Origin of the sequence: Flavobacterium salmonis, assembly GCF_903819435.1 — a bacterium.
Taxonomy (GTDB): Bacteria; Bacteroidota; Bacteroidia; order Flavobacteriales; family Flavobacteriaceae; genus Flavobacterium; species Flavobacterium chungangense.
The window spans coordinates 1-25,690 of the sequence record NZ_CAIJDP010000044.1; the positions used below are offsets into that span (position 1 = coordinate 1).

At 34.6% G+C, this 25,690-nt stretch carries 18 protein-coding genes; 7 read left to right on the forward strand and 11 right to left on the reverse strand.

Annotated elements, in window-relative coordinates; genetic code table 11:
* Window positions 1-154 precede the first annotated feature (154 nt).
* The 11 genes from FLACHUCJ7_RS00285 to FLACHUCJ7_RS00335 all read right to left on the reverse strand — a co-directional run bounded on the left by FLACHUCJ7_RS00285 (window position 155) and on the right by FLACHUCJ7_RS00335 (window position 12,452).
* Window positions 155-1,162 carry a zinc-dependent alcohol dehydrogenase family protein gene (locus FLACHUCJ7_RS00285; protein WP_078227601.1) on the reverse strand — a complete coding sequence of 336 codons (1,008 nt, stop codon included), beginning with the start codon at window positions 1,160-1,162 and terminating at the stop codon, window positions 155-157.
* Between the two features lie 138 nt (window positions 1,163-1,300).
* Complete coding sequence (locus tag FLACHUCJ7_RS00290; protein ID WP_180907470.1) at window positions 1,301-1,882, reverse strand: Crp/Fnr family transcriptional regulator; 582 nt, start codon at window positions 1,880-1,882, stop codon at window positions 1,301-1,303.
* 168 nt (window positions 1,883-2,050) lie between these two features.
* Complete coding sequence (locus FLACHUCJ7_RS00295; protein WP_180907471.1) at window positions 2,051-2,947, reverse strand: helix-turn-helix domain-containing protein; 897 nt, start codon at window positions 2,945-2,947, stop codon at window positions 2,051-2,053.
* Window positions 2,948-3,007: 60 nt separating this feature from the next.
* Window positions 3,008-3,826, reverse strand: a complete 819-nt coding sequence (locus tag FLACHUCJ7_RS00300) for an SDR family NAD(P)-dependent oxidoreductase (RefSeq protein WP_180907472.1) — start codon at window positions 3,824-3,826, stop codon at window positions 3,008-3,010.
* Between the two features lie 211 nt (window positions 3,827-4,037).
* Window positions 4,038-4,481, reverse strand: a complete 444-nt coding sequence (locus FLACHUCJ7_RS00305; RefSeq protein ID WP_180907473.1) for a PaaI family thioesterase — start codon at window positions 4,479-4,481, stop codon at window positions 4,038-4,040.
* A 6-nt stretch (window positions 4,482-4,487) separates the two neighbouring features.
* Entirely contained in the window at window positions 4,488-5,321 is an 834-nt protein-coding gene (locus FLACHUCJ7_RS00310) for an alpha/beta fold hydrolase (RefSeq protein WP_180907474.1), read from the reverse strand.
* Window positions 5,322-5,428: 107 nt separating this feature from the next.
* A complete protein-coding gene (locus FLACHUCJ7_RS00315; RefSeq protein WP_180907475.1) occupies window positions 5,429-6,232 on the reverse strand; it encodes an SDR family oxidoreductase in 804 nt (267 codons plus the stop codon).
* 21 nt (window positions 6,233-6,253) lie between these two features.
* Entirely contained in the window at window positions 6,254-9,304 is a 3,051-nt protein-coding gene (locus tag FLACHUCJ7_RS00320; RefSeq protein ID WP_180907476.1) for an efflux RND transporter permease subunit, read from the reverse strand.
* An 8-nt stretch (window positions 9,305-9,312) separates the two neighbouring features.
* Window positions 9,313-10,434: an efflux RND transporter periplasmic adaptor subunit gene (locus FLACHUCJ7_RS00325; protein ID WP_230408766.1), complete on the reverse strand. Its 1,122-nt coding sequence runs from the start codon at window positions 10,432-10,434 to the stop codon at window positions 9,313-9,315.
* Window positions 10,435-10,446: 12 nt separating this feature from the next.
* Window positions 10,447-11,781 carry a TolC family protein gene (locus tag FLACHUCJ7_RS00330; RefSeq protein ID WP_230408767.1) on the reverse strand — a complete coding sequence of 445 codons (1,335 nt, stop codon included), beginning with the start codon at window positions 11,779-11,781 and terminating at the stop codon, window positions 10,447-10,449.
* A gap of 53 nt (window positions 11,782-11,834) precedes the next feature.
* On the reverse strand, window positions 11,835-12,452 hold the full coding sequence (locus tag FLACHUCJ7_RS00335) for a TetR/AcrR family transcriptional regulator (RefSeq protein ID WP_078227990.1): 618 nt from the start codon (window positions 12,450-12,452) through the stop codon (window positions 11,835-11,837).
* A 616-nt stretch (window positions 12,453-13,068) separates the two neighbouring features.
* Here FLACHUCJ7_RS00335 and FLACHUCJ7_RS00340 point away from each other — a divergent pair.
* From FLACHUCJ7_RS00340 to FLACHUCJ7_RS00370, 7 genes are all read left to right on the forward strand, one after another.
* Window positions 13,069-13,560: an RNA polymerase sigma-70 factor gene (locus FLACHUCJ7_RS00340; RefSeq protein WP_262891009.1), complete on the forward strand. Its 492-nt coding sequence runs from the start codon at window positions 13,069-13,071 to the stop codon at window positions 13,558-13,560.
* Window positions 13,561-13,661: 101 nt separating this feature from the next.
* Window positions 13,662-14,849: a FecR family protein gene (locus tag FLACHUCJ7_RS00345; RefSeq protein WP_078227610.1), complete on the forward strand. Its 1,188-nt coding sequence runs from the start codon at window positions 13,662-13,664 to the stop codon at window positions 14,847-14,849.
* Window positions 14,850-14,945: 96 nt separating this feature from the next.
* A complete protein-coding gene (locus FLACHUCJ7_RS00350) occupies window positions 14,946-18,527 on the forward strand; it encodes a SusC/RagA family TonB-linked outer membrane protein (RefSeq protein ID WP_180907478.1) in 3,582 nt (1,193 codons plus the stop codon).
* 10 nt (window positions 18,528-18,537) lie between these two features.
* Window positions 18,538-19,935 carry a RagB/SusD family nutrient uptake outer membrane protein gene (locus FLACHUCJ7_RS00355; protein WP_180907479.1) on the forward strand — a complete coding sequence of 466 codons (1,398 nt, stop codon included), beginning with the start codon at window positions 18,538-18,540 and terminating at the stop codon, window positions 19,933-19,935.
* Between the two features lie 58 nt (window positions 19,936-19,993).
* The gene (locus FLACHUCJ7_RS00360) at window positions 19,994-22,000 is read left to right on the forward strand and encodes a TlpA disulfide reductase family protein (RefSeq protein WP_180907480.1); all 2,007 of its coding nucleotides are present in this window, start codon (window positions 19,994-19,996) and stop codon (window positions 21,998-22,000) included.
* Window positions 22,000-23,424 (forward strand): alpha/beta hydrolase family protein, encoded by a 1,425-nt coding sequence (locus tag FLACHUCJ7_RS00365; protein WP_180907481.1) that lies wholly within the window; start codon window positions 22,000-22,002, stop codon window positions 23,422-23,424. Before FLACHUCJ7_RS00360 ends, FLACHUCJ7_RS00365 begins: the two co-directional genes overlap by 1 nt.
* Window positions 23,425-23,610: 186 nt before the next feature.
* On the forward strand, window positions 23,611-25,683 hold the full coding sequence (locus FLACHUCJ7_RS00370; protein ID WP_180907482.1) for a protein-disulfide reductase DsbD family protein: 2,073 nt from the start codon (window positions 23,611-23,613) through the stop codon (window positions 25,681-25,683).
* Window positions 25,684-25,690: the final 7 nt, after the last annotated feature.

Sequence of the window (25,690 nt, forward strand, 5' to 3'; positions counted from 1 at the left end):
AACGCTTATAGCGGATTTTTTAAAGTCCTGTTATAAGCGGTTTTTTATTGTCCAAAAAATAAACCTGATCAAAATAAGGGATGTTTTTCAGTGCCCTTATAAATGTCAACGGTTTTTGAGAGTGGCTAAAAGGTGTATGTAAACAATAATCAAATTATATATTCACCACAATTTTACCAAATTGCTGGTTAGACTCTAAATAGTTATGAGAGTCAACAATTTCATTTAAGTTAAAAACTTTATCAATAATTGGTTTTAATTTTCCTTCGGTTACACCTTTGTCAATAAAAGCAATAGCTTCTGTTAAAACATCCCTATTACCTAAAACTTCAATTGCAGAATATCCTCGAATGGTTGGCGTTTTCATAAGAACATCAAATGCAGGGAAACTTGCTGGTTCGTGGCTCAATGCTCCATAAACAAATACTTTTCCGTTTTCGGCAACTGAGCTTAAAAGATTACTAAATTTAGCTCCTATAACTGGATCTAAAATTAAATGGGCACCTACATTATTAGTAATTTTTAAAACTTCAGTTGCTATGTTTTCCTCAGATGTTACAATCACATGAGAAGCTCCAGCTTTTAATAATGCTTCTTTTTTATTTAATGATGTGGTTAAGGCTATTGAAATTCCGCCAACATAATTTGTTATTTGAATCGCAGCAAGTCCTGCACTACTTGATGCAGCATTGATAACAACAAATTCACCTGCTTTTAATTTTCCGGAATTTACTATCATACCATACATGGTCGAGTAACTTGTCCATAAGGCTGCGGCCTCATCATAAGATAAATTGGTTGGATATTTATGCACCGCATAGGCTGGCATTGTAATATATTCACCATAAGAAGAATAGTTGTGTAATGAAAATCCTGGTATAACATTTACAACATCACCCACTGCTAAATTAGAAACATCCGAACCTATTGCTTCAACAATTCCTGCTGCTTCATATCCTAACTGGGCAGGAAAAACAGGATTCTCTATATACATTCCCTGGCGGTACATAGCATCAGCTCTATTAATTCCAATTGATTTAACCTGAATTCTTACTTCCTGAGATCCGGGATAAGACACTTCTACTTGTTCAACTTTCAATACTTCCGGAGTTCCAGCTTCGTGAAAAACTACTGTTTTAGACATTTTTGATAAATCGCTCATTGTTTTATTTTTATAATTTTTTATTGATTTTGATATGGCAAAGTTGTATCAAAGGAATGCCTTAAAACAATGAGATATGATAAAAAAAACCGTTGACATTTGTCAACGGTTTAAAATATATATTCTTAAAATGATAAACTATTTTGGACCTTGTTTTCTGATTCTGCTTAATGTTTCTTTCGTAATTCCTAAAGAAGAAGCGATAAGATGTTGGGGAAATCGTTGGAGAAATTGCGGATGACTATGAACAAATTCTTCATAACGTTTTTCAGCAGTATTACTCAAAGCAGAGTCTAATCTTCGTTGGCTGACAATGGCATTTCTTTCATCCATTAATCTTACCATTTCTACCAACGCTGGTACTTTTTCCATCAAGCTGAGCATATCGGCTCTTGTAATAAGAAGCAAATCTGTATCTTCCCAGGCATCAATATTATATTTTGAAGGTGTAAGCATTGTAAAACTTTCGCGGTCATTTGCCCAATAATTTTCGATATATAGATGTACAATGTGTTCGATACCTTTATCATCCACACTATATTGTCGCATTGCTCCTTTTACAATAAAACCAGAGTATTTGCAAACATCGCCTGACTGTAAAAAATATTGTTTTTTTCTAATCTTTTTTGGTTGAAAAGCATCTATAACCAAGGCCTGTTCTTCACTTGTAAGGGACAAATTAGTATATTGACTAATGTAATCGAAAAGGTTGTTGTGCATTGGTTTGATAAAGTAATTAAGTCAACACAAAGATATAAAAAAGCATTAATTCATCTGCACTAATACCAGTTACTGAACTAGTAATAGAAAAGTGCATTCCAGTGATGGTAAAAACCTCAATTTTCAACAGAGTTTTAGTATGTAATAATATTGGATTTGGACTTCTCTTTAATTTAAGAAATGATCTTTGAATTTATTTGGAGTAACACCTACTTCTTTTTTAAACAGACGGGAAAAATAAGTAGGATTTTCGAACCCAAGAGAAACAGAAATTTCGGAAATATTCATCTTTCCTTCTTTCAATAAATTTTTAGCTTCTGAAATCAAAAAGAGATGAATAAGTTCTAAAGCCGTTTTTCCGGTTTCCTGTTTCAGCATATCACTCAGATAACGTGGGGAGACATTCAGTTTTTCTGCTAAATGACTAACAGTAGGAAGTCCTAAATCATTATTTTTTCTATTTTCAAAATATAAAGAAAGCATATCATTAAACTTAGTAAATGTCGCTCCGGATAATTCTTCCCGATTGATAAACTGTCGTTTGTAAAAGCGCTGCGCATATTTAAGCATTGTATCAAGGTGACTAAGAATAATGCTTTTACTGTAAGTATCAACGTTATTATGGTATTCTTTTTCCATCCCGTACACCAGGTTCCAAATTGTTTCTTCTTCACTGGGAGAAAGGTACAGTGCTTCATTTACTTCGTATTCAAAATAGGCGTATTTCTTTATTTCGTTATGCAAAGCAGTTCCGGATAAAAAATCTTCGTGAATAAGAATTGTAAAACAGTCTTCTTCTAAACGAATGTTTTTGCATCCGGTAATCTGTCTCGGCTTAATGAAAGACATTTTTCCGTGGTTATGATCGTATTTGGTTCTTCCGTATTGCATGCTTCCCGATTCGACCTTTTTGAAGATGATGATGTAAAAATCAGCTGTAAATTCAGTTTCCTTGGCAACATTACAAGATTCTTTATTGCCCCGGGCAACATAAAACAACGGATGTTCAGGAGCTTTAAGTCCGATAGCCTGATTGTAACTGCTTATTTTATCGAAATGATTCATCGATTTAATTTTAAAAAGAAAAAACAGAACCCGACGAATCGGATTCTGCAAATCTAAACTTTATTTTCCATGTGCTGCTTCAGATACGTCCTGCCATTCTTCCCAGGTTTTCAAACGTTCACCATAAGCGTATTTAGCCCATTGTACACCGGCTTTTCCTAAAAGCAATCGTAACGGAGGATTTTCTGCATCTGTCAGTTTTAAAACAGCTTCTGAAGTCGCTGCCGGTATGCCATAATCTTCTTCTTTGTTTCCTTCCTGAAGTGCAGATCTTACAGCATCATAAAGTGGTAAAGGCTTGCTTTGTACAGCAGAAGAGGCACCAAAATCAGTTTCATAACCATTTGGTTCTACAAGTGTGACTTTGATTCCGAATCCGGCAACTTCTGCGGCCAAAGACTCAGTTAACCCTTCAACAGCAAATTTAGAAGCACTGTAAATCCCTAAAGTAGGCAATGCAATAACACCTAAAACGCTCGAAAGCTGAATGATATGACCCGATTTTTGTTCGCGCATAACAGGAATAACTGCCTGTGTAAGCCAAATTAATCCAAATACATTGGTCTCAAACTGTGCACGGATTTCCTGTTCTTCTAATTCTTCAACGGCACCAAAATGTCCGTATCCTGCATTATTAATCAATACATCAATTGCCCCAAAATGGCTCTTTGCTTTTGAAACTGCTTCAAAGGATGCTTTTTTATCGGTTACATCTAATTGTAAAACCAATAAATTATCCTGATATTCTGATGCCAGATCGTTTAATGATTCTGTATTTCTTACTGTTGCTACAACATTATCGCCACGTTTAAGAAAAGCTTCAGTCCAGATTTTTCCAAATCCACGGGATGCACCTGTTATAAAAATTGTTTTTTTCATTATATTATACTTTTTGTTTTAATACTGATACAAATCTCACGCTATTCTTGTTCTTAATTATGATACAAAAGTGGGTAATAATGAAACGTTTTTACTAACCATATCAACTTACAAAACAGTATTTAGATATTTAAATAAAAAAAGAGTATTAAGTTAAGTCTTAATTGTAAAGTGTAATCACACATTTTCTATTAAAAATTTGATCGGAATTTTAAAAGGGTATTTTAGTGGAACTAACCGCCAGATTAGAACTTGCTTTAGCAACAAGTTTGCTATTGTTTTGATTTGTAACTACCGCATTGAAATGAATAATTGTTTTTCCTAATTTGATTAATTCTGTTTTAACCAAAACACTGTCATTTTCAAAAGCAGGATTAAAAAAATCGACATTTAAATTAATGGTAGGATAGAAGTTCTCTAAACCAAGTATCATAAAATTAATCCCAATGCAGTCATCAATCATGCTTGAAATTACTCCTCCGTGAAGCATCCCAACAGGATTGGTCATTTCTTTTCTAACTATAAACTTAAATTCTATTGATTTATCGTTTACAGAAACTACCATCCCATTTAGCCATTTGGCAAATGGGGACGGACTTCCTGAAAATGGTTTACCAATAAAACTTTGAAGTAATTGAAGTCTTTTATTTTCCATTTTTATTTATTTAGCTAAAAATTCTAATGCTTTTTTTACAAAATCTTCGTGGTTTTGGAATATTGAACCGTGACCTGCATCCTTGTAAATAATTATCTGTGAATTTTTTATGCGATTTTTTAATTCGTATGAATTACTGACAGGAACCATTTTATCGTTGTCACCGTTTACAATTAAGACAGGTTGTGTAATTACTGATAAGTCTTGATGTGCTTGCAATCCCCAAGCTTTTATTGCATCAAGCTGATGTGTCAAGTGTTTCATTTTCAATTTCTCGCCTCTATTTTCTTTTCTTTCTTTTAGCCTTTTAAGATAGCTTTTTGCTGCTTTATGTCCATTGGCATTTCTATTAAAGAACAAATAGAATTTTGGATTTCTGAAGGTAAAACTCCCTTTGATTACATCTTTGATAACTACGGGTGTCATTTTGCTAATACCAGCACCACCAGCAGGTCCAGTACCAGCAAGAATTACTTTGCGTACAAGTTGTGGCTCACGAAGTAAAATTTCCTGTGAGATGAAACCGCCTAATGAAAACCCGAAAAGGTCAACTTTTTGATAACCGAGCGCTTTTATAAAAGCTATTGCATCTGTAGCCATTTCTGCAACGTTTTTTGGAGTTACTCCTCCTGTAGAACCTATGCCTCGATTATCAAAGCAAATGATTGGATGTTCGGAAGCGAAGCCTTCCATAATTTTTGGGTCACAATCATCCATTGTAGCGGTTAAGTGATTTAGAAAAATTATTGGTAAGCCTGGTTTATCTTCGCCAAGTTTGCGATAATAGAAATCTGTTCCTCCAACATTTATGGATTGTGTTTTTACATTTTTGAAGTTCATAATTCTAGTTTTAGTGAATTATTATTTTGATTATTTGTTTGAGCAATAGACGTTGTTATTATGCTAACAAGTAGCGAAAACAGTATTTGATACTTTTTCATATTTTTTTATTTTGCTGTTTTTACACTTTTATGTATTGCTTCCTCAAACTTGGAATAGGCAAAATTATTAAGGAATAAAATCATTCCTGCCATTTTTCCGACAAGGTTTCGGAATTTTGGATTTTTTGCATTTATGATTTTTATAATTGCGTTTACTATTATAGATGGGTCATCTCCTTCTGCCATACTGTTTTTGATATACTTATTTACTTGTTCCTTATATTCCTTGTACTCTGCTATGTTTCCATTAGCCGAAATCATATTAGAGCCAAGATTTGTTTTTGCCCACATAGGTTGAACCATATTTACTTTGATATTGAATTGACTTAACTCAAAACGTAATGATTTGAAGAAACCTTCCAATGCGTGCTTTGAAGCAGAATAAATGGATTTATTAGGTAAACCAATCAAGCCCATAATTGAGCTAACGGTAATAATTTGCCCACTTTTTTGTTTTCTAAAATAAGGGAGCAATGCGTTTGTTACATTAACTGTTCCCCAAAAATTGGTTTCAAACTGTTGCTTGGCTATATCTGTAGATGTTTCTTCTGCAATTCCTGTGAGCATATATCCTGCACAGTTTACTAAAATGTCTAATTGATTGACTGTTTCAAAAACTTGCTTTGTAAACTCTTTTATGGATTTTTCGTCAGCAATATCCAAAGCCAAGACCTTAAAAAGGACTGTGCTTTGTAGTTTTTCTGAATTTCTACTTGTGCCAATTACATTATATCCTTGTTGGTGTAATTTGTTTGCTAGCATCAAACCAAAACCCGATGATGCCCCTGTTATTAAAATTGTTTTTTTCATCTTATCAATATTTAATAGTTCTTAATTATTTTCTATACTTGGTGGAATCAATTTATACATCACAGGTGTCACAATTCTTGAAAGAATGGTAGAGCTTATCAATCCGCCAATCAATACAATTGCCAATGGTGATATTTGGGGATTGGGGTTTAATGCCAGCGGAATCAAACCACAGATTGCGGTAATGGATGTCAATACTACTGGTAGGAAACGTGTTTCGCCGGCAATAGCAATAGCTTCATCAATTGAATGTCCTTCCAGTCGTAATTGATTGGTAAAATCTACCAGAAGAAGGGAATTTTTTACCTGAATGCCGGACAATCCAATGAAACCGATAATTGAAACCAGCGACATTGGATTTCCTGTTGCCAATAAAAACAATACACCTCCAAGAACTCCTAACGGAATGATCGACAGTACGATAATGATTCCTTTAAAGGTTTTAAACTGCAGTAATAAAACAGCAATGAATAAAAACGTACTCAATATAATTACCGAAAGGAAATTGCCCCCCAAAGCATCACCTTCTGATTCTTTTTCTCCGGATAGTTTGTAATAATATCCTTTTGGCATTTTTAGTTTGTCCAGTTTCGGAATAATATCTACTAATAAATCATTGGCATAAAAACCTTTTGCAGACATAGCCGAAACTTTTGAAAAACGTGATTTGTTAAAGTGATTAATAGCTGTTGGCGCCGTTTCAAAAGTTATTGCTGCAATCTGATTAAGGGCAATTGGAGTTCCCTGGGTATTATTTACATACAGATTTTTTAACGCATCCAGTTTAGAAAACTTATCCCTTGGGAGTGTAATGGTTACATTTCTTGCATCTCCACGGTCATCAATGTAATCCCCAACCGTTAGTCCTGCAACAGCAAGACGGATTACTTTATCGACCTCACTTGTCAGTACGCCCAGGGTTCTTGCTTTTTCTTTATTGATTTTTACTTTGACATCGGTTTTATAGGTGTTTAACTCGTTGTTGATGTAAACCGTCCCTTTTTGGTTTCGCAAAATAGTTTCTACCTGCGAAGACAGTCTGCGCAAAACTTCCTGATCTTCACCAAACAAGCGCACAACAATATTGGCTTCTAATGGTGTTCCCTGTTCAAAATCTTTTACCTCCACTTTAGCATAAGGCATTGTTTTAAAGGTGTCACGTAATTTTTCAATTAAAGCCGTTTTTGCAGTAGGAGAGGCTTCATCTTCTAACTGAACAAAGAGCTGGGCAAAATCAGATTTTCTGTCCTGCGGATGCACGTTGTAATAAATCTGCGGATTTCCTTTCCCCACATTTGAAGTGTAATACACAATTTCTTTGTGGTTTTTCAATTCTGCTTCAACAATTTTTGTAACCCTGTCACTTTCCGAAATATTGGCCTGAAGCGGCATTTTTATATTGATCAGAAACATTGGTTTTTCTGAATTTGGAAACAATTTAAACCCAGTTGCTTTCAGTAATCCAAAAGCGGTAATGCTCAATACGATGGATATGGCAATAGTTGTTCTGGGAAATTTTAATGCTTTTGGCATAATATCCCTGTAAGCTCTGGTAAGGAACTTTTGCAAATATTGAAGAAAAATATTTCCTCCTGAGTGTTCGTGGGTTTTTAAAAAACGGCTTCCCAAAAACGGAACCAGTGTCAAGGCAACAATCATAGACGCCAATACACTTGTGATAACCGCCATAGGTAAACTTCGGATGAATTCACCAGCCATATCAGGAAGAAAAACTAATGGCAAAAAGGCAATGGCAAGCGTTGCTGTACAGCCTACAACAGCAATTCCTATTTGTTTTGTCCCCATCAGAACGGCTTCCATTTTTGTATGGCCTTCACGCAGCCAGCGCTCAATGTTTTCGACAACTACAATACTATCATCTACCAATAATCCTAAAGCAACCACTAATCCAACAATACTCAATTGGTTTAAGGAATACCCTAAAGCATTCATTGCAATTAATCCTAGAGCCAATGATAAAGGAATGGATATCATAACAATAAGGGATGCCCTTGAACCTAATGGTACCAATGTGATGACAACCAGAAGAATGGCGAGTCCGAAATCAAAACCTAAATGTCCTAAACGTTTTGATACCATATCAGCCTGATCAAAGTTTTTTACCAGTTTAATGTTAGCTGGCAAATCTTTAGAGAATGCCTCTACTATGGGTAAATATTCCTTCTGAACATCGCTAATATTTACATTGTCCTTCATTCCGGCAGTAACCAAAACGCAGCGGTGTCCATTAATTCTTGTAATATGGTTTACTACTTCAGATTTGTAGCTTACTTCGGCCACATCTTTCATATAGATGATTTTTCCATTAGCGTTGTAAACAACCGTATTGGCAACATCATCTGCATTTTTGAACTTACCACTTGTTTTTACATTAAATACTTTGGTATCCAAATCAATACTTCCGCCAGGAATATCGGCAGCTTCACTTTGTAAACTTCCCATTACCACATTCAATGGAATTTTTGATTGTGCCATTTTTTCCAGATTCACGTCTACCCGGATTTCCTGTTCCGGAATTCCGGCGTATTTTACATCTTTAAGATTGGTTATTTTTTCGATTTTTGTTTTTAGTTCATCCGCTTCATCCCGCAGTTTTTTGTCGGATGCATTTTCGGAAACCAATGCTACCTGAAGGATTTTTACATCCGAAGACGAAATTTTCTCTGTTTTTATCTGATAAATATCTTTTGGAAGTTCACTGTTTTTCAGGGCATTCATTTCGGTAGAGATTTCCTGATATTTATTGTCAACATCAACTCCGTATTTGAATTTTACCTGAAAAGCAGCTACACCATCTTCTACAGTCGTGAGTATTTTTTCTATATTTTCTAATCCGTAAATCTTATTTTCAATAGGTTTTACGACTTGTTCCTCCATATCTTTTGGGTTTGTACCGGGATAAATAACCGTAATCAGATATTGTGGCGGATGCGTTGCAGGATCTTCAGCTCTTGGCATCGTGAATAAGGTAAGAACTCCTACTACAGCAACCAAAAGAAAGATAATCAGCGTAAACTGATAATTTTTAACGGCAAAGTTTGTAATTTTCATAATGCTGATTATTTAATGATTTTGATCTTCGATTGTTCGTTTAGATAAGCACTGTTAGAGATCACTATCTGATCTGTTTTTTGCAGGCCGTCTTTTATGAATACCTTGTTGTTTTCAAATTTCGTTATCGTAACAGGCTGACGTTTTACTTTATTATTGACTACGATAAATACAAAGGCTTTATTTCCGTCGGCTTCGATAAGGGAATTGTAAGGGATAACGATAAAGTCTTCTGCATTTTCTGTTTTAATTTCTGCTTTTCCAAACATACCTACCGCCGGTTTGCTGTTTTTCATATTCAGTTTCAATTCTACCTGAAAAGAGCCCAGGGCCGCATCTGCAGATTGTGATTTTCTAAAAACAGCAGCATCAAAGTGCGCTTCGGGATAACCATCAAGAGTAACAACTGCTTTTTGTCCTATTTTTACTGATGCCCACTCTTTATCTGTCAGGCCCACTTTTAATAAGTAATTGTTGTTTTGATTTGTTTCATTTATAGCCAGAATTGGAGTTCCGGGACCTATAACTTCTCCTTCGTTGGCTATCTTACTGGCTACAAAACCATTGGCTGTAGCATATATTTTGGCATAACGGGCATTAAAAGCTACGGCATCTTTCTGCTTTCTGGCAATGTCCAGGCTTGTTTTTGTATTTTGAAGCTGTTCTAAGGTGTATACGCTGTCTTTATATAAATTATTTGCACGGTTGTAATCGCGCTCGTATTTTTTCACATTCAGATCTGTTTGGTTTAAACCGGCATTAATTTCGGTTGCATCCAATGCTGCCAAAAGCTGCCCTTTTTTAAAAAACTGTCCTTCCTCTACATAAATGCGGCTAACGATACCGCCAATTTTAAAACCATAATTAGCTTGGTTTTCTGTTGTTACCAATCCTGATGCACTTATATTATTTGTGAGTGCCAGTGATTGGACTGTTGCTGTTTTTATCGGAATGATATCTGCAGTTTCGAAAGATGTATGTTCCTTTTTTTCTTCTTTGCAGGCATACAAAAGAGGAAAAGCAAGAAGGCATAGTACTATTGTTTTTTTACTCATTAGTGTAAAATTGTTTTTTAGGTTTTGGTAACCCGTGCCATTTTGGCGAACAGTCGAAATAATCTTTGATTTCATAATTTTTTATATTTAGTTAAAAGTAAAAGTGGCATTGGCTCTTTCCAGTTCTGCATACGCAATCCAGGAATTATAAAGGGCAATATTGGTATTAAGCTGGGCATTTACCCACTGGTTTTGTGCATCCAGAAGTTCAATGTAGATGGCCTGGCCTTCTTTGTATAATTTGGTAATGTCCTCGTTATATTTTTTGGCCGATTCTTTTTGGCTTTTATCAGCGTAATATTGTTCTAATGCTGATTTTAGGTTATTTTGTGAAACCTGAAACTGAAGCAGTAACTGCTGTTTTACATTATCGATCTGAGAACTGATTTTTTTACTGTCTTCTTCTGCCTGTTTCAGTTTGAATTTATTTTTGTTGCCTGAAAAAATATTCCATTCCAAACCTACTCCTGCAAAATAGTAACGAGATTGTTTGTCTGCCTCAAAATCAAAATCCTGAATTCCAAAATCGGCAAAACCGTTTACTTTAGGAAACCAATACGACTGTGTAAGTTTGCTTACATTATCGTTTAATTCTTTTACAGTGGTAAGTTTCTGCAATTCTTCTCTGCTTTGTGTATTTTCTGAAATTGCTTCAGCAGGTAAAGTTTCATTTTGGTCAGTTTCAATAGCAGTATCTAATTTTTGATTGAGTAAAAAGTTGAAATACGATTGTGCATTCTTAGAATTTTGAATTGCCGTTTCTAAGTTGGCTTGTATCCTTTTTACTTCGTTATCGCTTCTTAAAACAGCTGTACGGTTTATTTTGTCATTTTTAAACAAAGACTGATTAACCCGTTGGTTTTCTTTGACCAGTGCCAGGGCATCCTCATAAATTTTGACCCCTTCAACAGACTGCAGGTATTTGTAGTAGGCTATTTTTATTTCCTTTACCAATTCCCTTTGATATATTTCCAGTTCTGTTTTTTGTAATGAAGCCTGTTGGGTTTTAATTCTCTTGTTATAGATAATCTCAAAATTCAGCAGGGGCATTGTAGTATGAATTTTAGCGTCATAGAAATTATCAGGGTTAATTAGAACGGACTGATTTTCTAAAGCCGGAAAAGCATTGGAATTTGTAATTTGATTCAGCGTACTGTATACCGGATTCAGCATATCTCCTATTGGAATATCAATGGTTCTTCCTCCTTGTGCCTTAGTGTAACTCCCGTTTAAAGAAACAGTAGGATAGAATAGGGCATGAGCTTCTTTTAAAGCATACATACTTTTATTAATGTCAAAGTTGTGCTGCTTAATTACTTCGTTGTTTTTTAATCCTGCTGCAATATAAGCATCGAGCTTACTTTGTGAATATCCCAGATATCCAAGGCAGATTAGTGTAAATGTTAGTGTTTTTTGTATCATAATATACGTTGTTTATAAATTGAACATTGTTCATTTTTTTGATCAAAAAAAAATTAAAGTTTTTCTATTATTTTTAAATATTCATTATACCCGTCAAATAGGATAGTGTCCGGATTTGTAAATTTTACTCCTTTGGTTCTCTGGCGAATTTCTAGGCAGCACATGCCATGTACCAGACTCCAGACCATAAATGAAAGTGGTTCAGTGTTATGACCTTTAAAATGTCCTTTGTTGATACACTCCTCAATTGTTTTTTTAACCAGGCCAAACGTTATTGCCCCTTCATCCCAATCATCATTATCAGAGTTTTCTAAAAATTCCATCGGAGCTTTCAGGTTGAACATTAAATCATACATTTCAGAATTTTCTAAAGCAAATTTAATATACATGAATCCCATTTTACGCAATCGCTCCATTGGGTCTTCAATAGTAAACAATTCCTGAAAATACCCACCCAATTCCTGAAAACCTATAGAATGCAAATCGTGTAAAATGGCATTTTTATCTTTAAAATACACATATACCGTCCCTACACTATAATCAATCTCGTCTGCTATGTTTCTAATCGTGGTCTGCTCAATTCCTTTTTCGATAAAAAGCCTTTTTGCCCCTTTTAGAATTAGCGATTTTAAGGCTTCTTTTTCGCGTGCTTTTCTTTCTCCTGTGCTCATATATCGAATTTTATTTGACAAAAATACGTTCTTTTTTTGAACAACGTTCATTTTTTTAATAAAAATTAGCGCAGTAACCCAAAACCCCATGTTTTCCTGCGTTAATTTCAATATTTTTTTTAATTTTTTTTTGGATTCAGAGGGAATATGGAGCGATTTAATTCTACAATTTCCTCATGAGTTGGAGCTGTAGTTTTTTTCATGAATGTATTAATGACTAAATCTCTATAGGTGGCAGCAGTATCTTTAACTCTCCTGTTCAGCATTCAATTCTGTAAAACAAAGGCTGAGAAAAAGTTCAGGATTACACATATTTAAGCCTTAGATTGATACGTTTTTAATGCATTTCTTATTTTCAAAAAGCATATTCTGTTATTTTATTTCAAAACTGATCGAGAAAACTAAAATTATTTTTGCAGATTTTTAGCATAAAAACCGTAAAAGCAAATAAGCATTTTATTCTTACTTTTTGCAATGATTTAAGGAGTTTGGTAATAATTATATGGTAAAAATGATGATTTGTGGTTATAAAATTTATATTTGTGTAATTAAATTAAGATAGCAAATTAACTCGGAACAAGAAAATATCAGAATTGATGAAGCGTATTACAAAGAACTGTTTTATTCTTTGTATCCAAGACTTGTGACCTACAGTTTTACGTTTGTAAAAGACAATTTTCTGGCCGAAGAGGTTGTTGAAAATGTAATGCTGCAGCTTTGGGAAAACCGTGTTAAATTTGAAAGAATAATTGACGTCAAATCCTACTTGTATACCATGGTTCGAAATGGTTCTCTTTTAATTTTAAAAAAAGAGCAAAAGATTGTTGAACTTGATTCTAAACTTTCTGATGAAACGGCAGATTTCGATTTTAATATTCTGGAAGAAGAATTATATTCCACTTTAATTGACGCTTTAAATTCGTTACCTGAAAAATGCAAAGAAGTTTTTGAACTTTCCTGTTTAGAAGGAATGAAGTATAAAGATATTGCCGAACAGCTTAATATTTCTGTTAATACCGTAAAGTCTCAGCGCTCCCGTGCTATAGAATTATTGAAGGAAAAACTCAAGAATCACTCCGAACTTTTATTTATTTTGCTTTTTCTTTAAAAAAAATCAAAAATCTTTCCACCCATTTTTGATATTTCGTACTCTTAGTTATATAACATTTACTTAAACTGTTAATAACCGCTACTTAATATCAAAAAAATATGGCTGCAGGAAAGAAAGAAATCACAATCGCCGCTCTCATTAAAAAGGAATTGCTTGTGGGAGAATTATCGATTGAAGAAAATAACCTTTTGCAGGAATGGCTTTCTGTACCCGAAAATCAGGAATATTATCAAAAAGTTATTGATTTGGAAACTTTAAAATCAAAAGAAAGATTTTATAACATAGTTCCTACTGATTTAGCTTATAAAAGAATTAAAAACAAAATCGACTTTATTGATGCACCTGTAATCTCACTTTTCAATTATAGAAAATTATTCAAATATGCTGCTGTTTTAGTTCTTTTAGCGGGATTATCTTCTGTTTTCTTTTTCTTGAATAATAAGGATGAAATAAAAAAGCAGGAGGTAGTCGTAAAAAGTATTAAACCAAAATACAATAATCCAACTTTAGTTTTGGCAGACGGAACGGTTGTTTCTTTAGAACCTAAAAAAGAAAAAATCGTTTCAAAAAACGGTGTAATCTCGAATGTAAATAATGTTTTAGTTTACGATGTGAAAGCACTGAACGGAAAAGTTTCTACAGGCCAAAATACGTTGATTGTTCCTGTAGGAGGAATTTACTCAGTGAGCCTTTCAGACGGAACAAAAGTGTGGCTTAACTCGAAATCATCTTTAAGATATCCAGTAGAGTTTAGAGGGGATGCCCGCAATGTTACTTTAGAAGGAGAGGCTTATTTTGAAGTCAGTAAAAATACCCACAGCCCGTTTACGGTAAAAACAAAATCCGGAGATGTAACGGTTTTGGGAACGCATTTTAATGTAAACGCTTACACGGAAGATCATAATTTTGAAACCACACTTGCAGAAGGAAAAGTAAAAGTTTCAGCAGAAAATGAATCAGTTGTTATTAATCCCGGACAACAGGCCAGAATTCAAAATAGAGGTTTAAAAGTTATAGAAGTGGATCCGTCCGTTTATACGGCATGGAAAGACGGGAAATTTTATTTTGAGAATGAAAATTTGAAAAACATTCTGACCAAAATGTCCAGATGGTACGACTTTAATGTGAAATTCGAACAAAAATCAATAGAGCAGATTAAATTCACCGGCATTATCTTGAAAGATGAACCTTTGGAAAACCTTCTTAATATAGTGAGTAAAACATCGAATATTAAATATAAAATAACCAAAATAAACCAAACGTATGAAGTAACCGTAAGCAAATAAAAAAACCGGAAAATGTTTGCACCATTTCCCGGCTAGTATTGTTCAGTCGAAAAAAAGAGTTCGAAATCAATTAACCAACCAAAACATTTTAAAAGTATGAAAAAAAACCTATCCGCAAAAGATTGTGGGATAAAATCCGCGCTTTGGGATAAATTTCTTAACGTCATGAAGAAATCCCTACTATTATCCATATTTTTTTTCAATATAGTTGCTTTTGCCTATTCTCAAAAAGTAACTATAAAGGTAAAAAATCAGTCAGTATCTTCTGTTTTAAAAACAATCACCAGAAAAACCAATGTCGAATTTTTCTACAGTGATGATGTTTTTAATGCGCAGCGAAGAGTTGATATAGCATTCGATAACGCTGATATAATGACCGTTATCAAAGAATTAATAGGAGATAATTATAAAGCAGAATTTGTAAATAACAAATTGATTGTTATTGCATTAAATACAAAAGTAAAAACCACAACGGCTTCTGTAATAGAAGAAAAAGTAAAAATTAAGGGAGTTGTTACCAATGCTAAAAAGGAAAATTTATTTGGCGCATCGGTTTGGGTTAAAGGTACCAAAGACGGCGCTGTTACCAATTTTGACGGTTCTTACGAAATTATGGCTCACAAAGGAGATGTTCTTGTTTTTGAATATTTAGGATACAAAAAAACAGAAGTAACGGTTTCAGAAAGCCTGATTATCAATCCTGTTTTGTTAGAAGATGTCAGCAAACTAGACGAAGTAAAAATCGTATCAACAGGATATCAAAAATTAGACAGAGAGCGTTCTACGGGATCTTTTGTTGCCCTTACGGCTAAAGATTTAGAAAAAGTGCCAGTTAATAATGTTCTTCACAGATTAGAAGGTCAGGTGGCTGGTCTGCAATTAAATATTTTAGATTCTGATAACACTTTTGTCTACGGAACCACATTTGGAGATGGTCAGGGAAGATCGAGCTATAATGTTGCCATTAGAGGAAAATCTACATTAGAAACCAATGCAATGCCATTGGTAGTATTAGACGGAACACCAACAGAATTAGACATCAGAACAATAAACCCAAATGATATTGAAAAAATTACTTTTCTAAAAGATGCTGCTGCAGCTTCTATTTACGGAGCGAGAGCGGCAAATGGAGTAATGGTAATTGATACCAAAAAAGGAAAACAAGGACAGACGAGAATTAATTTTTCTCAAAATTATGGTTTTTCGAACAAGCCTTCTTTATCAAAATTACCATTGATGAATTCGGCTCAGGTTTTAAATTTAGAACAGGAGTTTGTAGATAGAAATTTGGTTACAGATCCGGCAAGTGTAACCTACATGCTAACCAGTCCTGTTAGTCAGGGAATGGACCTGATGTTTCAGTACAAACGGGGTGATATCACTGAAGCCCAAAGAAACGCTGGCTTAGATGTTTTACGTAATCGTAACACTTATGGACAGGCAGAAAAGTATTTGCTGCAGGCTTCAACAACTCAAAATTACAATTTATCGGTTAGCGGTGCAGAAAACGATTATTCGTATTTCATGTCGGGATCGTATTCTAAAGAAGAAACTCAGGCAAAAGGAAACAGCGGACAACGTTTGACTTTATTATCGAATCAGGATTTTAAGCTGTTCAATTATTTAAAAATGAATACAAGCTTAAGAGGTTCAATCTTCAATTACAACAGTAATGGATTAGGACTTTCTCCATTAGGAACTTCATTGAATACTTTATTGCCTTACGACCAAATTGTTGGAGATGATGGGAATTCAGTTGATTATTATCGTCGTTATTATAGCGCACAAACTATTCCGTTGGAGCAATCTGGATATTTACCATGGACTTACAATTATATTGATGAATTAAAGAATAGTGACAGGTCCTCAAATGAATTAAATTTTGGTGCTACAATTTCGGCTACAGCTCCATTATTAAAAGGTTTAGACGCAGTAGGTACCTATTCTGTAGAAAATTCAAGTTCATCAAATGATAATATGTTCAATGAAAATACCTTTTATACACGTGACAGAATCAACTCGGCAACCTCTATAAACGGCAACGGCGATTTAGTGTACGGAATCCCAAAAGGAGGGATTTATCAAAACAATGAATTTGGTACAAGCAGTTACACGATGAGAGGGCAATTAAACTATGATGGCATTATAGGTCAGGATCATTTGATTAACGCAATGGGAGGTATTGAGGCCAGAGAAACGAGAGAAACTCAAGACAGCAGAACATTGTTTGGATATAATTCAAAAACGCAAACCTCTGTAGATATTCCGTCACAAAATTATGTTGATGTAAATGGTTATAACTATACCCTTCAATATGGTAATGAGCATAAAGATGTTCGCAGAAGATTTTTATCTTACTATGCAAATGCCGGTTATACCTATAAAAACAAATATACACTTACAGGAAGTGCCCGTTTAGACGACTATAACAATTTTGGAGTAGATAAAAAATTAAGAAGAACACCATTGTGGTCGACAGGTGCAAAGTGGAATATTAAAGATGAATCTTTTCTTAAAGAAGTAAGCCTGATTAATAGTCTGGCTTTAAGAGCAAGTTATGGTTATAACGGAAATATCAATTTGGAGGTTTTTCCTTTTACAAATATCAGTTTAAGTAATTTAGATACTTTTTCACAACAGCCTTATGCTTTTATTACTGCTCCGGCAAATCCTAATTTACGTTGGGAAAAAACAGCCATCTTAAACTTTGGGGTAGATTTCTCTATCTTGAACAACAGATTAGGCGGTACGATAGAATATTATCAAAAGGATAGTAAAGATTTGATCGTAGATTTCCCAATTTCTCCATTTTACGGTGTTCAAAATAACGCTTTAAAGCAAAATGCAGCAACAATATCGGGAACTGGAGTAGACTTAAGTTTAAACGCAACCATTCTTAAAGCTAAGGATTTTACCTGGGATTCAGGTCTTGTAGTTTCTTACAATACTTCAGAAGTAACCGATTCCCGCTTTCAAAATTACAGTCAGTATCTAAATGGCGCAGGAACAACACCACCAGTTGAAGGTTACCCATTAAACAGCGTATTTGCTTTTAGGTCAGCAGGATTAGACGCAACTGGAAGAACTCAGGTTTATGATAAATCGGGTAACATCGTTAATTCTTTTACTTCTCTTAAAGAAATTGCTGATATGAAGTATATGGGTACAAACATCCCTTCTTACTTTGGAAGTTTTAATCATACTTTCACTTACAAAAAAGTGTCACTTTACATTTTAGCAACATACAAATTTGATTACGTATTATTTAAACCAACGTATGGAGGTTACGTAAACAGACAAGGAAGATTTAATCAATACGATTTAAATAGTGATATTGACCAAAGATGGAGAACTCCGGGAGACGAGGCGACTACTTCTGTACCAGGTATCCAGGGTTCAACCGGGCTAAGTTATGTGAGGTATATGTTTGGAGAAGATCAAATTATAGAAGGAGATCATATTCGTTTTAGAGAGCTTTCACTTAAATATGATTTGAACAGCTTAATTAACAGAGGAACTATAACAGGTGCTTCGGTAACATTTACGGCCAGAAATCTTGGTTTCTTCTGGAGAAAAAACAAAGACGGTTTAGATCCTGACTTTTTACCATATACAGGTACTAACATGAAATTGCCGGCAATGGCAATGTATTCAATTGGTTTAAATGTTAATTTTTAATTTTTTAAAGATGAAAAAGTATTTAAAATACATCACGATAATAGCTTTAGGAACAATTGTTTTAAGCTGTGACAATTATGTCGATATCAAAACCGAAGGAAGATTAATACCGGAAGAAACAGAAAACTACAGGTATCTTTTGAACAATTCATATGCATTTGATATAACCTATGGTGCTGTAGATGTAACCTCAGATGATATTAGTTTTCAAAATGAGGCTCAGACCACTGCATTGGGCGCTTCTGATTATTATCGTCCATTTACGAATTTTTATAAATGGTCAGATGTTCTGTATTTTGATGGTGAAAGAGATTACAATATGGAGAACATGTATAGTGCCTTGTATAATGCAAACATCGTGATCAATGAAGTAATGAAAAGTACAAATGGAACAGAAGCCGAAAAATTAGCTATAAAAGGTGAAGCACAAGTACACCGTGCATTTATATTTCTAACCCTGGTAAATACTTTCGGAAAAGCTTATGATGCTGCAACATCAGCAACAGATCCCGGAATTGTACTCTTTACAACAGCAACCGTTTCAGACGACATAAAAAGAACTTCCGTTCAAAATGCGTATGATATTATTCTTAGTGATTTAAACGATGCTGTAAATTCAGGTTTAAAACCAATTAATACAGGAAACAATGTAGCATTTCCTTCCAGAGCGGCGGCCTACGCACTTTTGGCAAGAACCTATTTATACATGCGAAACTATCCTTTAGCGTTAGAAAATGCAGAAAAGGCATTGGCCATTCAAAGTACATTAAATAATCTGGAAGATTTTGAGTTTAATGCTTTTCCTACCAGAAGATTTGATAAAGAATTAATCTTATCAAAATGGAATGGATATACTTCTTTTTCTTACGCACCACAAATTTTATCATTAAGTAATGAATTGATTAACTCATTTGATACAAATGATTTGCGTTATGTGCTTTTTACACAACCATCAAGCAATTTTAATTCTGAATATACTTTAGGAAGAACGTATGCAAAAGAAGGTTTAACAGGAGAAAGCAGAAATGCAGGACCAACTGTTCCTGAAATGATGCTGATAAAAGCAGAATGTCTGGCAAGAGCTGGTTCCGGTAACTTAGCAATGGCTGAAATCAATAAATTAAGACAAAAAAGATTCAGAGCAGGACAATATGTTGCCATGACTGCGACAGACAATAAAGATGCTTTAATCAAAGTGTTGGCAGAAAGAAGAAGAGAGTTGATGGGATCTGGTGGTTTTAGATGGTTTGATTTGAAACGATTAAACAAAGAACCTGAATTTGCCAAAACCATTACGCATGCTTTTGCAGGACAAACGTTTACCCTTGCCCCAAACAGTGACCGTTATCAAATGCCTTTTGCCCCAATTTATTTCGAATACGCCCCAAACTTACAACAGAATCCATAATTAGTTAATTAAAAATGTGCACTCAGATTTCTTTTGAGTGCACTAAATTCAAAAAAAAATGAAAAATTTAAAGCTGATCTTATTTTTATTCAGTGTTACAACCAGCATATTTGCTCAGGATGCACCTGCACAAATACTGACTCTTTCTCCCGAGCATCCAAATCCAGGAGACGAAGTGACCATAACTTATAATGCCGCGAACGGGCCACTTGCCAATGCAATGTATGTAAACGGGGTAGTGTATACTTATGATAATTTTAAATGGATTACCAACGACGTTACTTTAAAAGCGGCAGGAGATAAAAAGTGGGAAACCAAAATGAAACTTTCAGCCCATGCATCTTTTATAAATTGTGTGTTTAAATCGGATACCATTGTAGACAAAGGAGAAAAAATGCCTCATGGTTATATGTTTGCACAAGTTCCAGGAGCTTACACTGGCTGGGGAATTTTGAGAAGCAGGGCTTTTGAGAATGAAGTACCCAATGTGGTGCATGACAGTGCGTACATTGCTGATCAGGTTGGTTTAATGTGGATAAATTACGAATTGCAGTATCATCCGGAAAGTCGTAAAAAGATTTTTTATTACGGATTAAAATTAAAAAAACTAGCATCAGGAAAAGAGCAATCTGTAGCTATTAAGAAAGAATTGCGCAGTTTATTAACAGATACCAATCTTGATCATACCACACAATATGATGTTCAAAAAACATTGAATTTATTAGAAAATACAAAAGATAAAGTATTTTCAGATTCTGTGCAAAATGTTTTGGTTACCAAATATCCTTATGGAGTTTTAGCAAGAGACAAACAGATTCAGGAAATATTTAGGGAAGTTGACTTTGCTAAAAAAGTTAAATCATATACGGAATTCGAGAAGAATTTTCCACAAAATAAATTTGAAGACGTTTATACAGATATAGAAAGTTTGTTTTATGATAAAATGATTAAATCAATTGTTTATGGTTATATCGTAAACAATAAAGATTACACTTATGCTTTAAATAGCGTTAAAAAAGTTTCTTTTGGCAACTTATTAGATTATCACTGGCATTTAGTGTCTATTCCTTTTGACAGAGATCATGACGGAATTGAAAAAGCGTCAATAGAAACATTAAAGAACTATGCAGATATTATTATGCCGGAAATAGAAAACAGATTAACGTTTGTGCCAAAAATGTATGCCGGAAAATTATCATTAAAAGAATGGCAGGAACAGGCTTTACAAATGATTAGCAGAGAATATTTTACTTATGCTAAATTAGCAGAAGCGACTAAAAATTATGATGTAGAAGAAAAATATTTAGCTAAAATTAAGCCTCTGTTTGGTTATAACGATGCGACTTACAACGAGGTTTATACCAGAATGTTATTGAGAAAAGGGCAAACAGCAGATGCTAAAAACTACATGGCACTTGCGGTAAAACAAAATCAGGTAACACCTGAAATTTTAGCTTCATTAAAAGAAATTTATTTAAAAGAAGGCGGAGCAGCTGCAGGGTTTGATGCCTACTTAGAATCTTTGAAATCTCTTAGTAATATAGAAGAACATAAAAAGAAAATAATTTCAGAATTAATTAACCTTCCAATCGCTGGATTTGAATTAGAAAGCAGCAAAGGAGGAAAAGTAAAACTAGCCGACCAAAAAGGCAAAATCGTTGTACTTGATTTTTGGGCCATGTGGTGCGGACCGTGCAAAGGTGCGATGCCGGGAATGAATATGGCGGTAAATAAATATAAAGCCGATGATAATGTGAAATTCTATTTCGTAGATACACAGGAATATATCAAAGATTTTAAACAGCAGACTCAGGCTTTTATAAAAGAAAAAGGGTTTGATTTTAATGTACTTTACGACGGAAAAAATCCTAAAACAGGAAAAATGGATGTAGTTTATGAGCAATACTCAAAAGCATTCAAATTTTCCGGAATCCCGGAGAAAATGATTATCGACCAAAACGGAAAATTACGCTGGATGTCAAACGGTTATTTTGGAAGCCCAAGCGAATTGTTAGATGAAATTTCAATCATTGTCGAGCATTTAAAGTCAGAGAATAAAAAATAATGAAAACTCTAATTAAAAAAAACAAGAAAGAAAACTTAAATCTTTTAGTATTTTTAAGCTTCTTAATGATGATGACCAGCCAGTTTAGTTTTTCACAAACTATCTGGCAGGGCCAGCATCATTCGTACAGGGTTATTTTGTCTGGAGATTTGGCGAAATATAAAACCGATTCTTTAAGTGTTAAAATACCTGAATTAGAAATCGATAAAAAAGTAGTCACAACTGTAAAAGGAGATAGTATATCTTTTAAAAATGAAATGTATGGTTTTTCTTTTAAAGGAAAATACAATGAAGATAAAAGCGCAATTTCAGGAATTTTCAATTATTATTCAATTCCAAATACAGCAGTTGTTTTAAAGAAAGAAAAAGAAATACAGCCTCTATATTTTTCTCAGCATCCTAAAAAACCATATCCGTATCAGGTTATTGATATGACCTTTTTAGGCAAAAAAACAAAACTTACTTACGGAGGGACATTGACAATTCCGCAAGGAAAAAAGAAATATCCGCTGGCAATTTTAATCTCAGGAACAGGTCAGCATGAAAGAAATTATACCTATGCAGGCAGACAATTTTTTACGGTTCTGACTGATGAATTAGCCCGCAAAGGAATCGCATCGCTTCGTGTTGATGATAGAGGAATTGGCAAAACATCTGGAAACTTTAAAGAGTCAACAACCGGCGATTTTGCTGATGATATTGAGGAGCAGATTGCCTATTTAAAAACAGATAAAAATATCGACGCTTCGCATATTGGTTTAATCGGTCACAGCGAAGGCGGAATGATTGCCTCAATTGTGAGTTCGGGAAACAAAGACGTAAAATTCATGATCAGTTTATCCGGAGTAGGAGTAAGCGGACTGGAAATGCTGAATCTTCAAAATACTGCCATTCTTAAAAGTTATAATTTTTCGGATAAAGTGGTGGCGAAACACATGGAAATGTACAACATCATGTTTAAGGTTGTTTACGATACAAAAGACGGAGAATCTGCGCAGCCTGCAATGGAAGTAAAGTTGAAAGAATGGATGCAAAAGCAGGATTCGACAACATTAAAAGAAATACATCTGTGGGACGGACGTGACAAGGATTTCCTGTATCGTTACGGAAAAGATGCTGACAGAAAATGGTACCGTTACAGCATTCATTACAATCCGGAAAATTACTTACCAAAAATTACCATTCCGGTAATGGTGGCAAACGGCGATAAAGACATCAGTGTTCCATATGAAGAGAATATCAATTCATTCAAAAAATACCTGAAAACAAAAGATCTTACAGCAAAGATTTATCCAGGCCTGAATCATATGTACCAGCACTGCAAAACTTGTACACAAAGCGAAGTCAAAGAACTAGATGAAGTTTTCGCCCCGGAAGTTCTCGACGATATTTCAAAATGGATTTTGGCCCGTTATAAAAAATAATTCAATTTATTAAATAAACACACATAATATTAAGATGTGTTTGTCATTCCGAGGAACGAGGAATCTTCGTAAGATATTCGACAAAGATTTGCGATTACTGCATAGAGTTTCTTACGGAGATCCTTCCTTCGTCAGGATGACAAAAAAGAGAATTCATTGTGGCAATTTAAAATCTAACTTTTTATCATGAAAAAACTAATCTGTTTTATCGTATTTCTTTTTACGATAAGTAACCTTACTGCCCAAATTTACGATCCCGTTTCCTTTACAACATCCGTAAAAGAAATAGGAGAGAACAAATATACTTTGAGTATAATTGCCAAAATTGATAAAAGCTGGCATATTTATTCTCAAAACGTTCCATCAGGCGGACCAGCACCGACAAATTTTACTTTTCCGAAGTCTAAAAACTACAAAACAATCGGTTCTGTAGCCGAGCCTGAGGGACATGAAGTTGACGATCCTGTTTTTAATATGCGAATTAAATATTTTGCAGAAAAAGCAGTTTTCACTCAGACTATAGAACGTAAAACTGCCGAGGCTTTTACCATTAATGCGACTGTATTTTTTATGGTTTGTAATGACAACAGCTGTCTTCCTCCAGGAGAAAAAGAAGTAAAATTTACGTTCAAAAAATCAGATACACCGATTAAAAACGAAGATACAGCAAGTGCAGCAACAGAAGAGAAAAACACTGATTGGCCTGCAAAAGACGAATCCACTACTAAACAAGATACCACAAACAACACAACAAACTCTGTTAACACTGCTGGCAAAGACACTCCTGAAATTTTAAATAATTCAGCCGAAAAAGCATCTTCAGGAAAAACAGCTCCTGAAGAAAGCCTTTGGACCTTATTTTTCTTCAGCTTTTTAGGAGGTCTTGCTGCTTTGTTTACACCATGCGTATTTCCGATGATCCCAATGACGGTTAGTTTTTTTACCAAACAAAGTAAAAACAAAGCTGCCGGAATTAGAAATGCTATGATGTACGGTATTTTTATTATTGTAATCTATGTTATTTTAGGGAGTTTGGTTACTGCAATCTTTGGTGCTGATGCTTTAAATGCGCTGGCAACAAACGTAGTTTTTAATGTCTTTTTCTTTCTGCTTTTACTGGTTTTTGCATTGTCATTTTTAGGTGCTTTCGAAATAGTATTGCCAAGTTCATGGCTTACAAAAATTGACCAGAAATCAGAAATAGGAGGTGCTTTGGGAATCTTCTTTATGGCATTGGCATTAGCCATAGTTTCATTTTCTTGTACCGGACCAATTGTCGGGACTTTATTGGTTCAGGCAGCAAGTCAGGCAGGAATTGCGCCAATTGTCGGAATGCTTGGGTTTTCATTGGCCATTGCATTGCCGTTTGCTTTATTTGCAGCTTTTCCGGGATGGATGAATTCGCTTCCAAAATCGGGAGGCTGGTTAAATTCGGTTAAAGTGGTTTTAGGCTTTTTAGAATTGGCTTTAGCTTTTAAATTTTTAAGCAATGCCGACCTGGTTTTACAATTGCATCTATTAGAGCGAGAAGTATTTCTTGCCATTTGGATAGCTATATTTTCTGTATTGGCCTTATATTTATTCGGAAAGATCCAATTGTCACATGATTCGCCTGTTACGCATATCTCTGTAGGGAGACTGAGTTTAGGAATTATCGTGCTGGCTTTTGTGGTGTATATGATTCCGGGACTTTGGGGCGCTCCGTTACAATATATCAGTGGTTTTCCTCCGGCGAAACAATACAGCGAATCTCCAAATGGTTTTGGAAACGCAGTAGGACAGAACACAGAGAAAGCTGCATTACCGGAAGGTGCAGAAAGTGGTCCAAACGGAATTACGACTTTTCATAATTATGACGAAGGTCTGGCTTACGCGAAAAAAGTAAACAAACCCGTAATGATCGATTTTACTGGTTATGCCTGCGTTAATTGTCGAAAAATGGAAGAACGTGTCTGGCCGGATCCTAAAGTTTTGGCAGTTTTAAATAATGATGTGGTTTTGATTTCGCTGTATGTAGATGACAAAAGACCTCTGCCGGAGAATGAACAGGTGGTTTCTAAAATTACCGGAAAAGTTTTAAAATATACTGGACAGAAGTGGAGCGAACTTCAGATTTTAAAATACAAAACAAACGCTCAGCCGTACTACGTTTTAATGGATCATAACGAAAAAGACCTGAACAAACCATCGGCATACAATCCGGATATTAACGCTTATTACAACTGGCTTCAGGAAGGAGTCCGGAATTTCAAAAAATAAAAAGACA

Bases quoted from the DNA above. Each gene is read 5' to 3' on its own strand.
- FLACHUCJ7_RS00310 (WP_180907474.1), bottom strand. From the start codon at position 5,321: ATGAACTTCAAAAATGTAAAAACACAATCCATAAATGTTGGAGGAACA.
- FLACHUCJ7_RS00290 (WP_180907470.1), bottom strand. From the start codon at position 1,882: ATGCACAACAACCTTTTCGATTACATTAGTCAATATACTAATTTGTCC.
- FLACHUCJ7_RS00325 (WP_230408766.1), bottom strand. From the start codon at position 10,434: ATGAAATCAAAGATTATTTCGACTGTTCGCCAAAATGGCACGGGTTAC.
- FLACHUCJ7_RS00320 (WP_180907476.1), bottom strand. From the start codon at position 9,304: ATGAAAATTACAAACTTTGCCGTTAAAAATTATCAGTTTACGCTGATT.
- FLACHUCJ7_RS00335 (WP_078227990.1), bottom strand. From the start codon at position 12,452: ATGAGCACAGGAGAAAGAAAAGCACGCGAAAAAGAAGCCTTAAAATCG.
- FLACHUCJ7_RS00295 (WP_180907471.1), bottom strand. From the start codon at position 2,947: ATGAATCATTTCGATAAAATAAGCAGTTACAATCAGGCTATCGGACTT.
- FLACHUCJ7_RS00285 (WP_078227601.1), bottom strand. From the start codon at position 1,162: ATGAGCGATTTATCAAAAATGTCTAAAACAGTAGTTTTTCACGAAGCT.
- FLACHUCJ7_RS00355 (WP_180907479.1), top strand. From the start codon at position 18,538: ATGAAAAAGTATTTAAAATACATCACGATAATAGCTTTAGGAACAATT.
- FLACHUCJ7_RS00350 (WP_180907478.1), top strand. From the start codon at position 14,946: ATGAAAAAAAACCTATCCGCAAAAGATTGTGGGATAAAATCCGCGCTT.
- FLACHUCJ7_RS00365 (WP_180907481.1), top strand. From the start codon at position 22,000: ATGAAAACTCTAATTAAAAAAAACAAGAAAGAAAACTTAAATCTTTTA.
- FLACHUCJ7_RS00315 (WP_180907475.1), bottom strand. From the start codon at position 6,232: ATGAAAAAAACAATTTTAATAACAGGGGCATCATCGGGTTTTGGTTTG.
- FLACHUCJ7_RS00305 (WP_180907473.1), bottom strand. From the start codon at position 4,481: ATGGAAAATAAAAGACTTCAATTACTTCAAAGTTTTATTGGTAAACCA.
- FLACHUCJ7_RS00300 (WP_180907472.1), bottom strand. From the start codon at position 3,826: ATGAAAAAAACAATTTTTATAACAGGTGCATCCCGTGGATTTGGAAAA.
- FLACHUCJ7_RS00360 (WP_180907480.1), top strand. From the start codon at position 19,994: ATGAAAAATTTAAAGCTGATCTTATTTTTATTCAGTGTTACAACCAGC.
- FLACHUCJ7_RS00330 (WP_230408767.1), bottom strand. From the start codon at position 11,781: ATGATACAAAAAACACTAACATTTACACTAATCTGCCTTGGATATCTG.
- FLACHUCJ7_RS00370 (WP_180907482.1), top strand. From the start codon at position 23,611: ATGAAAAAACTAATCTGTTTTATCGTATTTCTTTTTACGATAAGTAAC.
- FLACHUCJ7_RS00345 (WP_078227610.1), top strand. From the start codon at position 13,662: ATGGCTGCAGGAAAGAAAGAAATCACAATCGCCGCTCTCATTAAAAAG.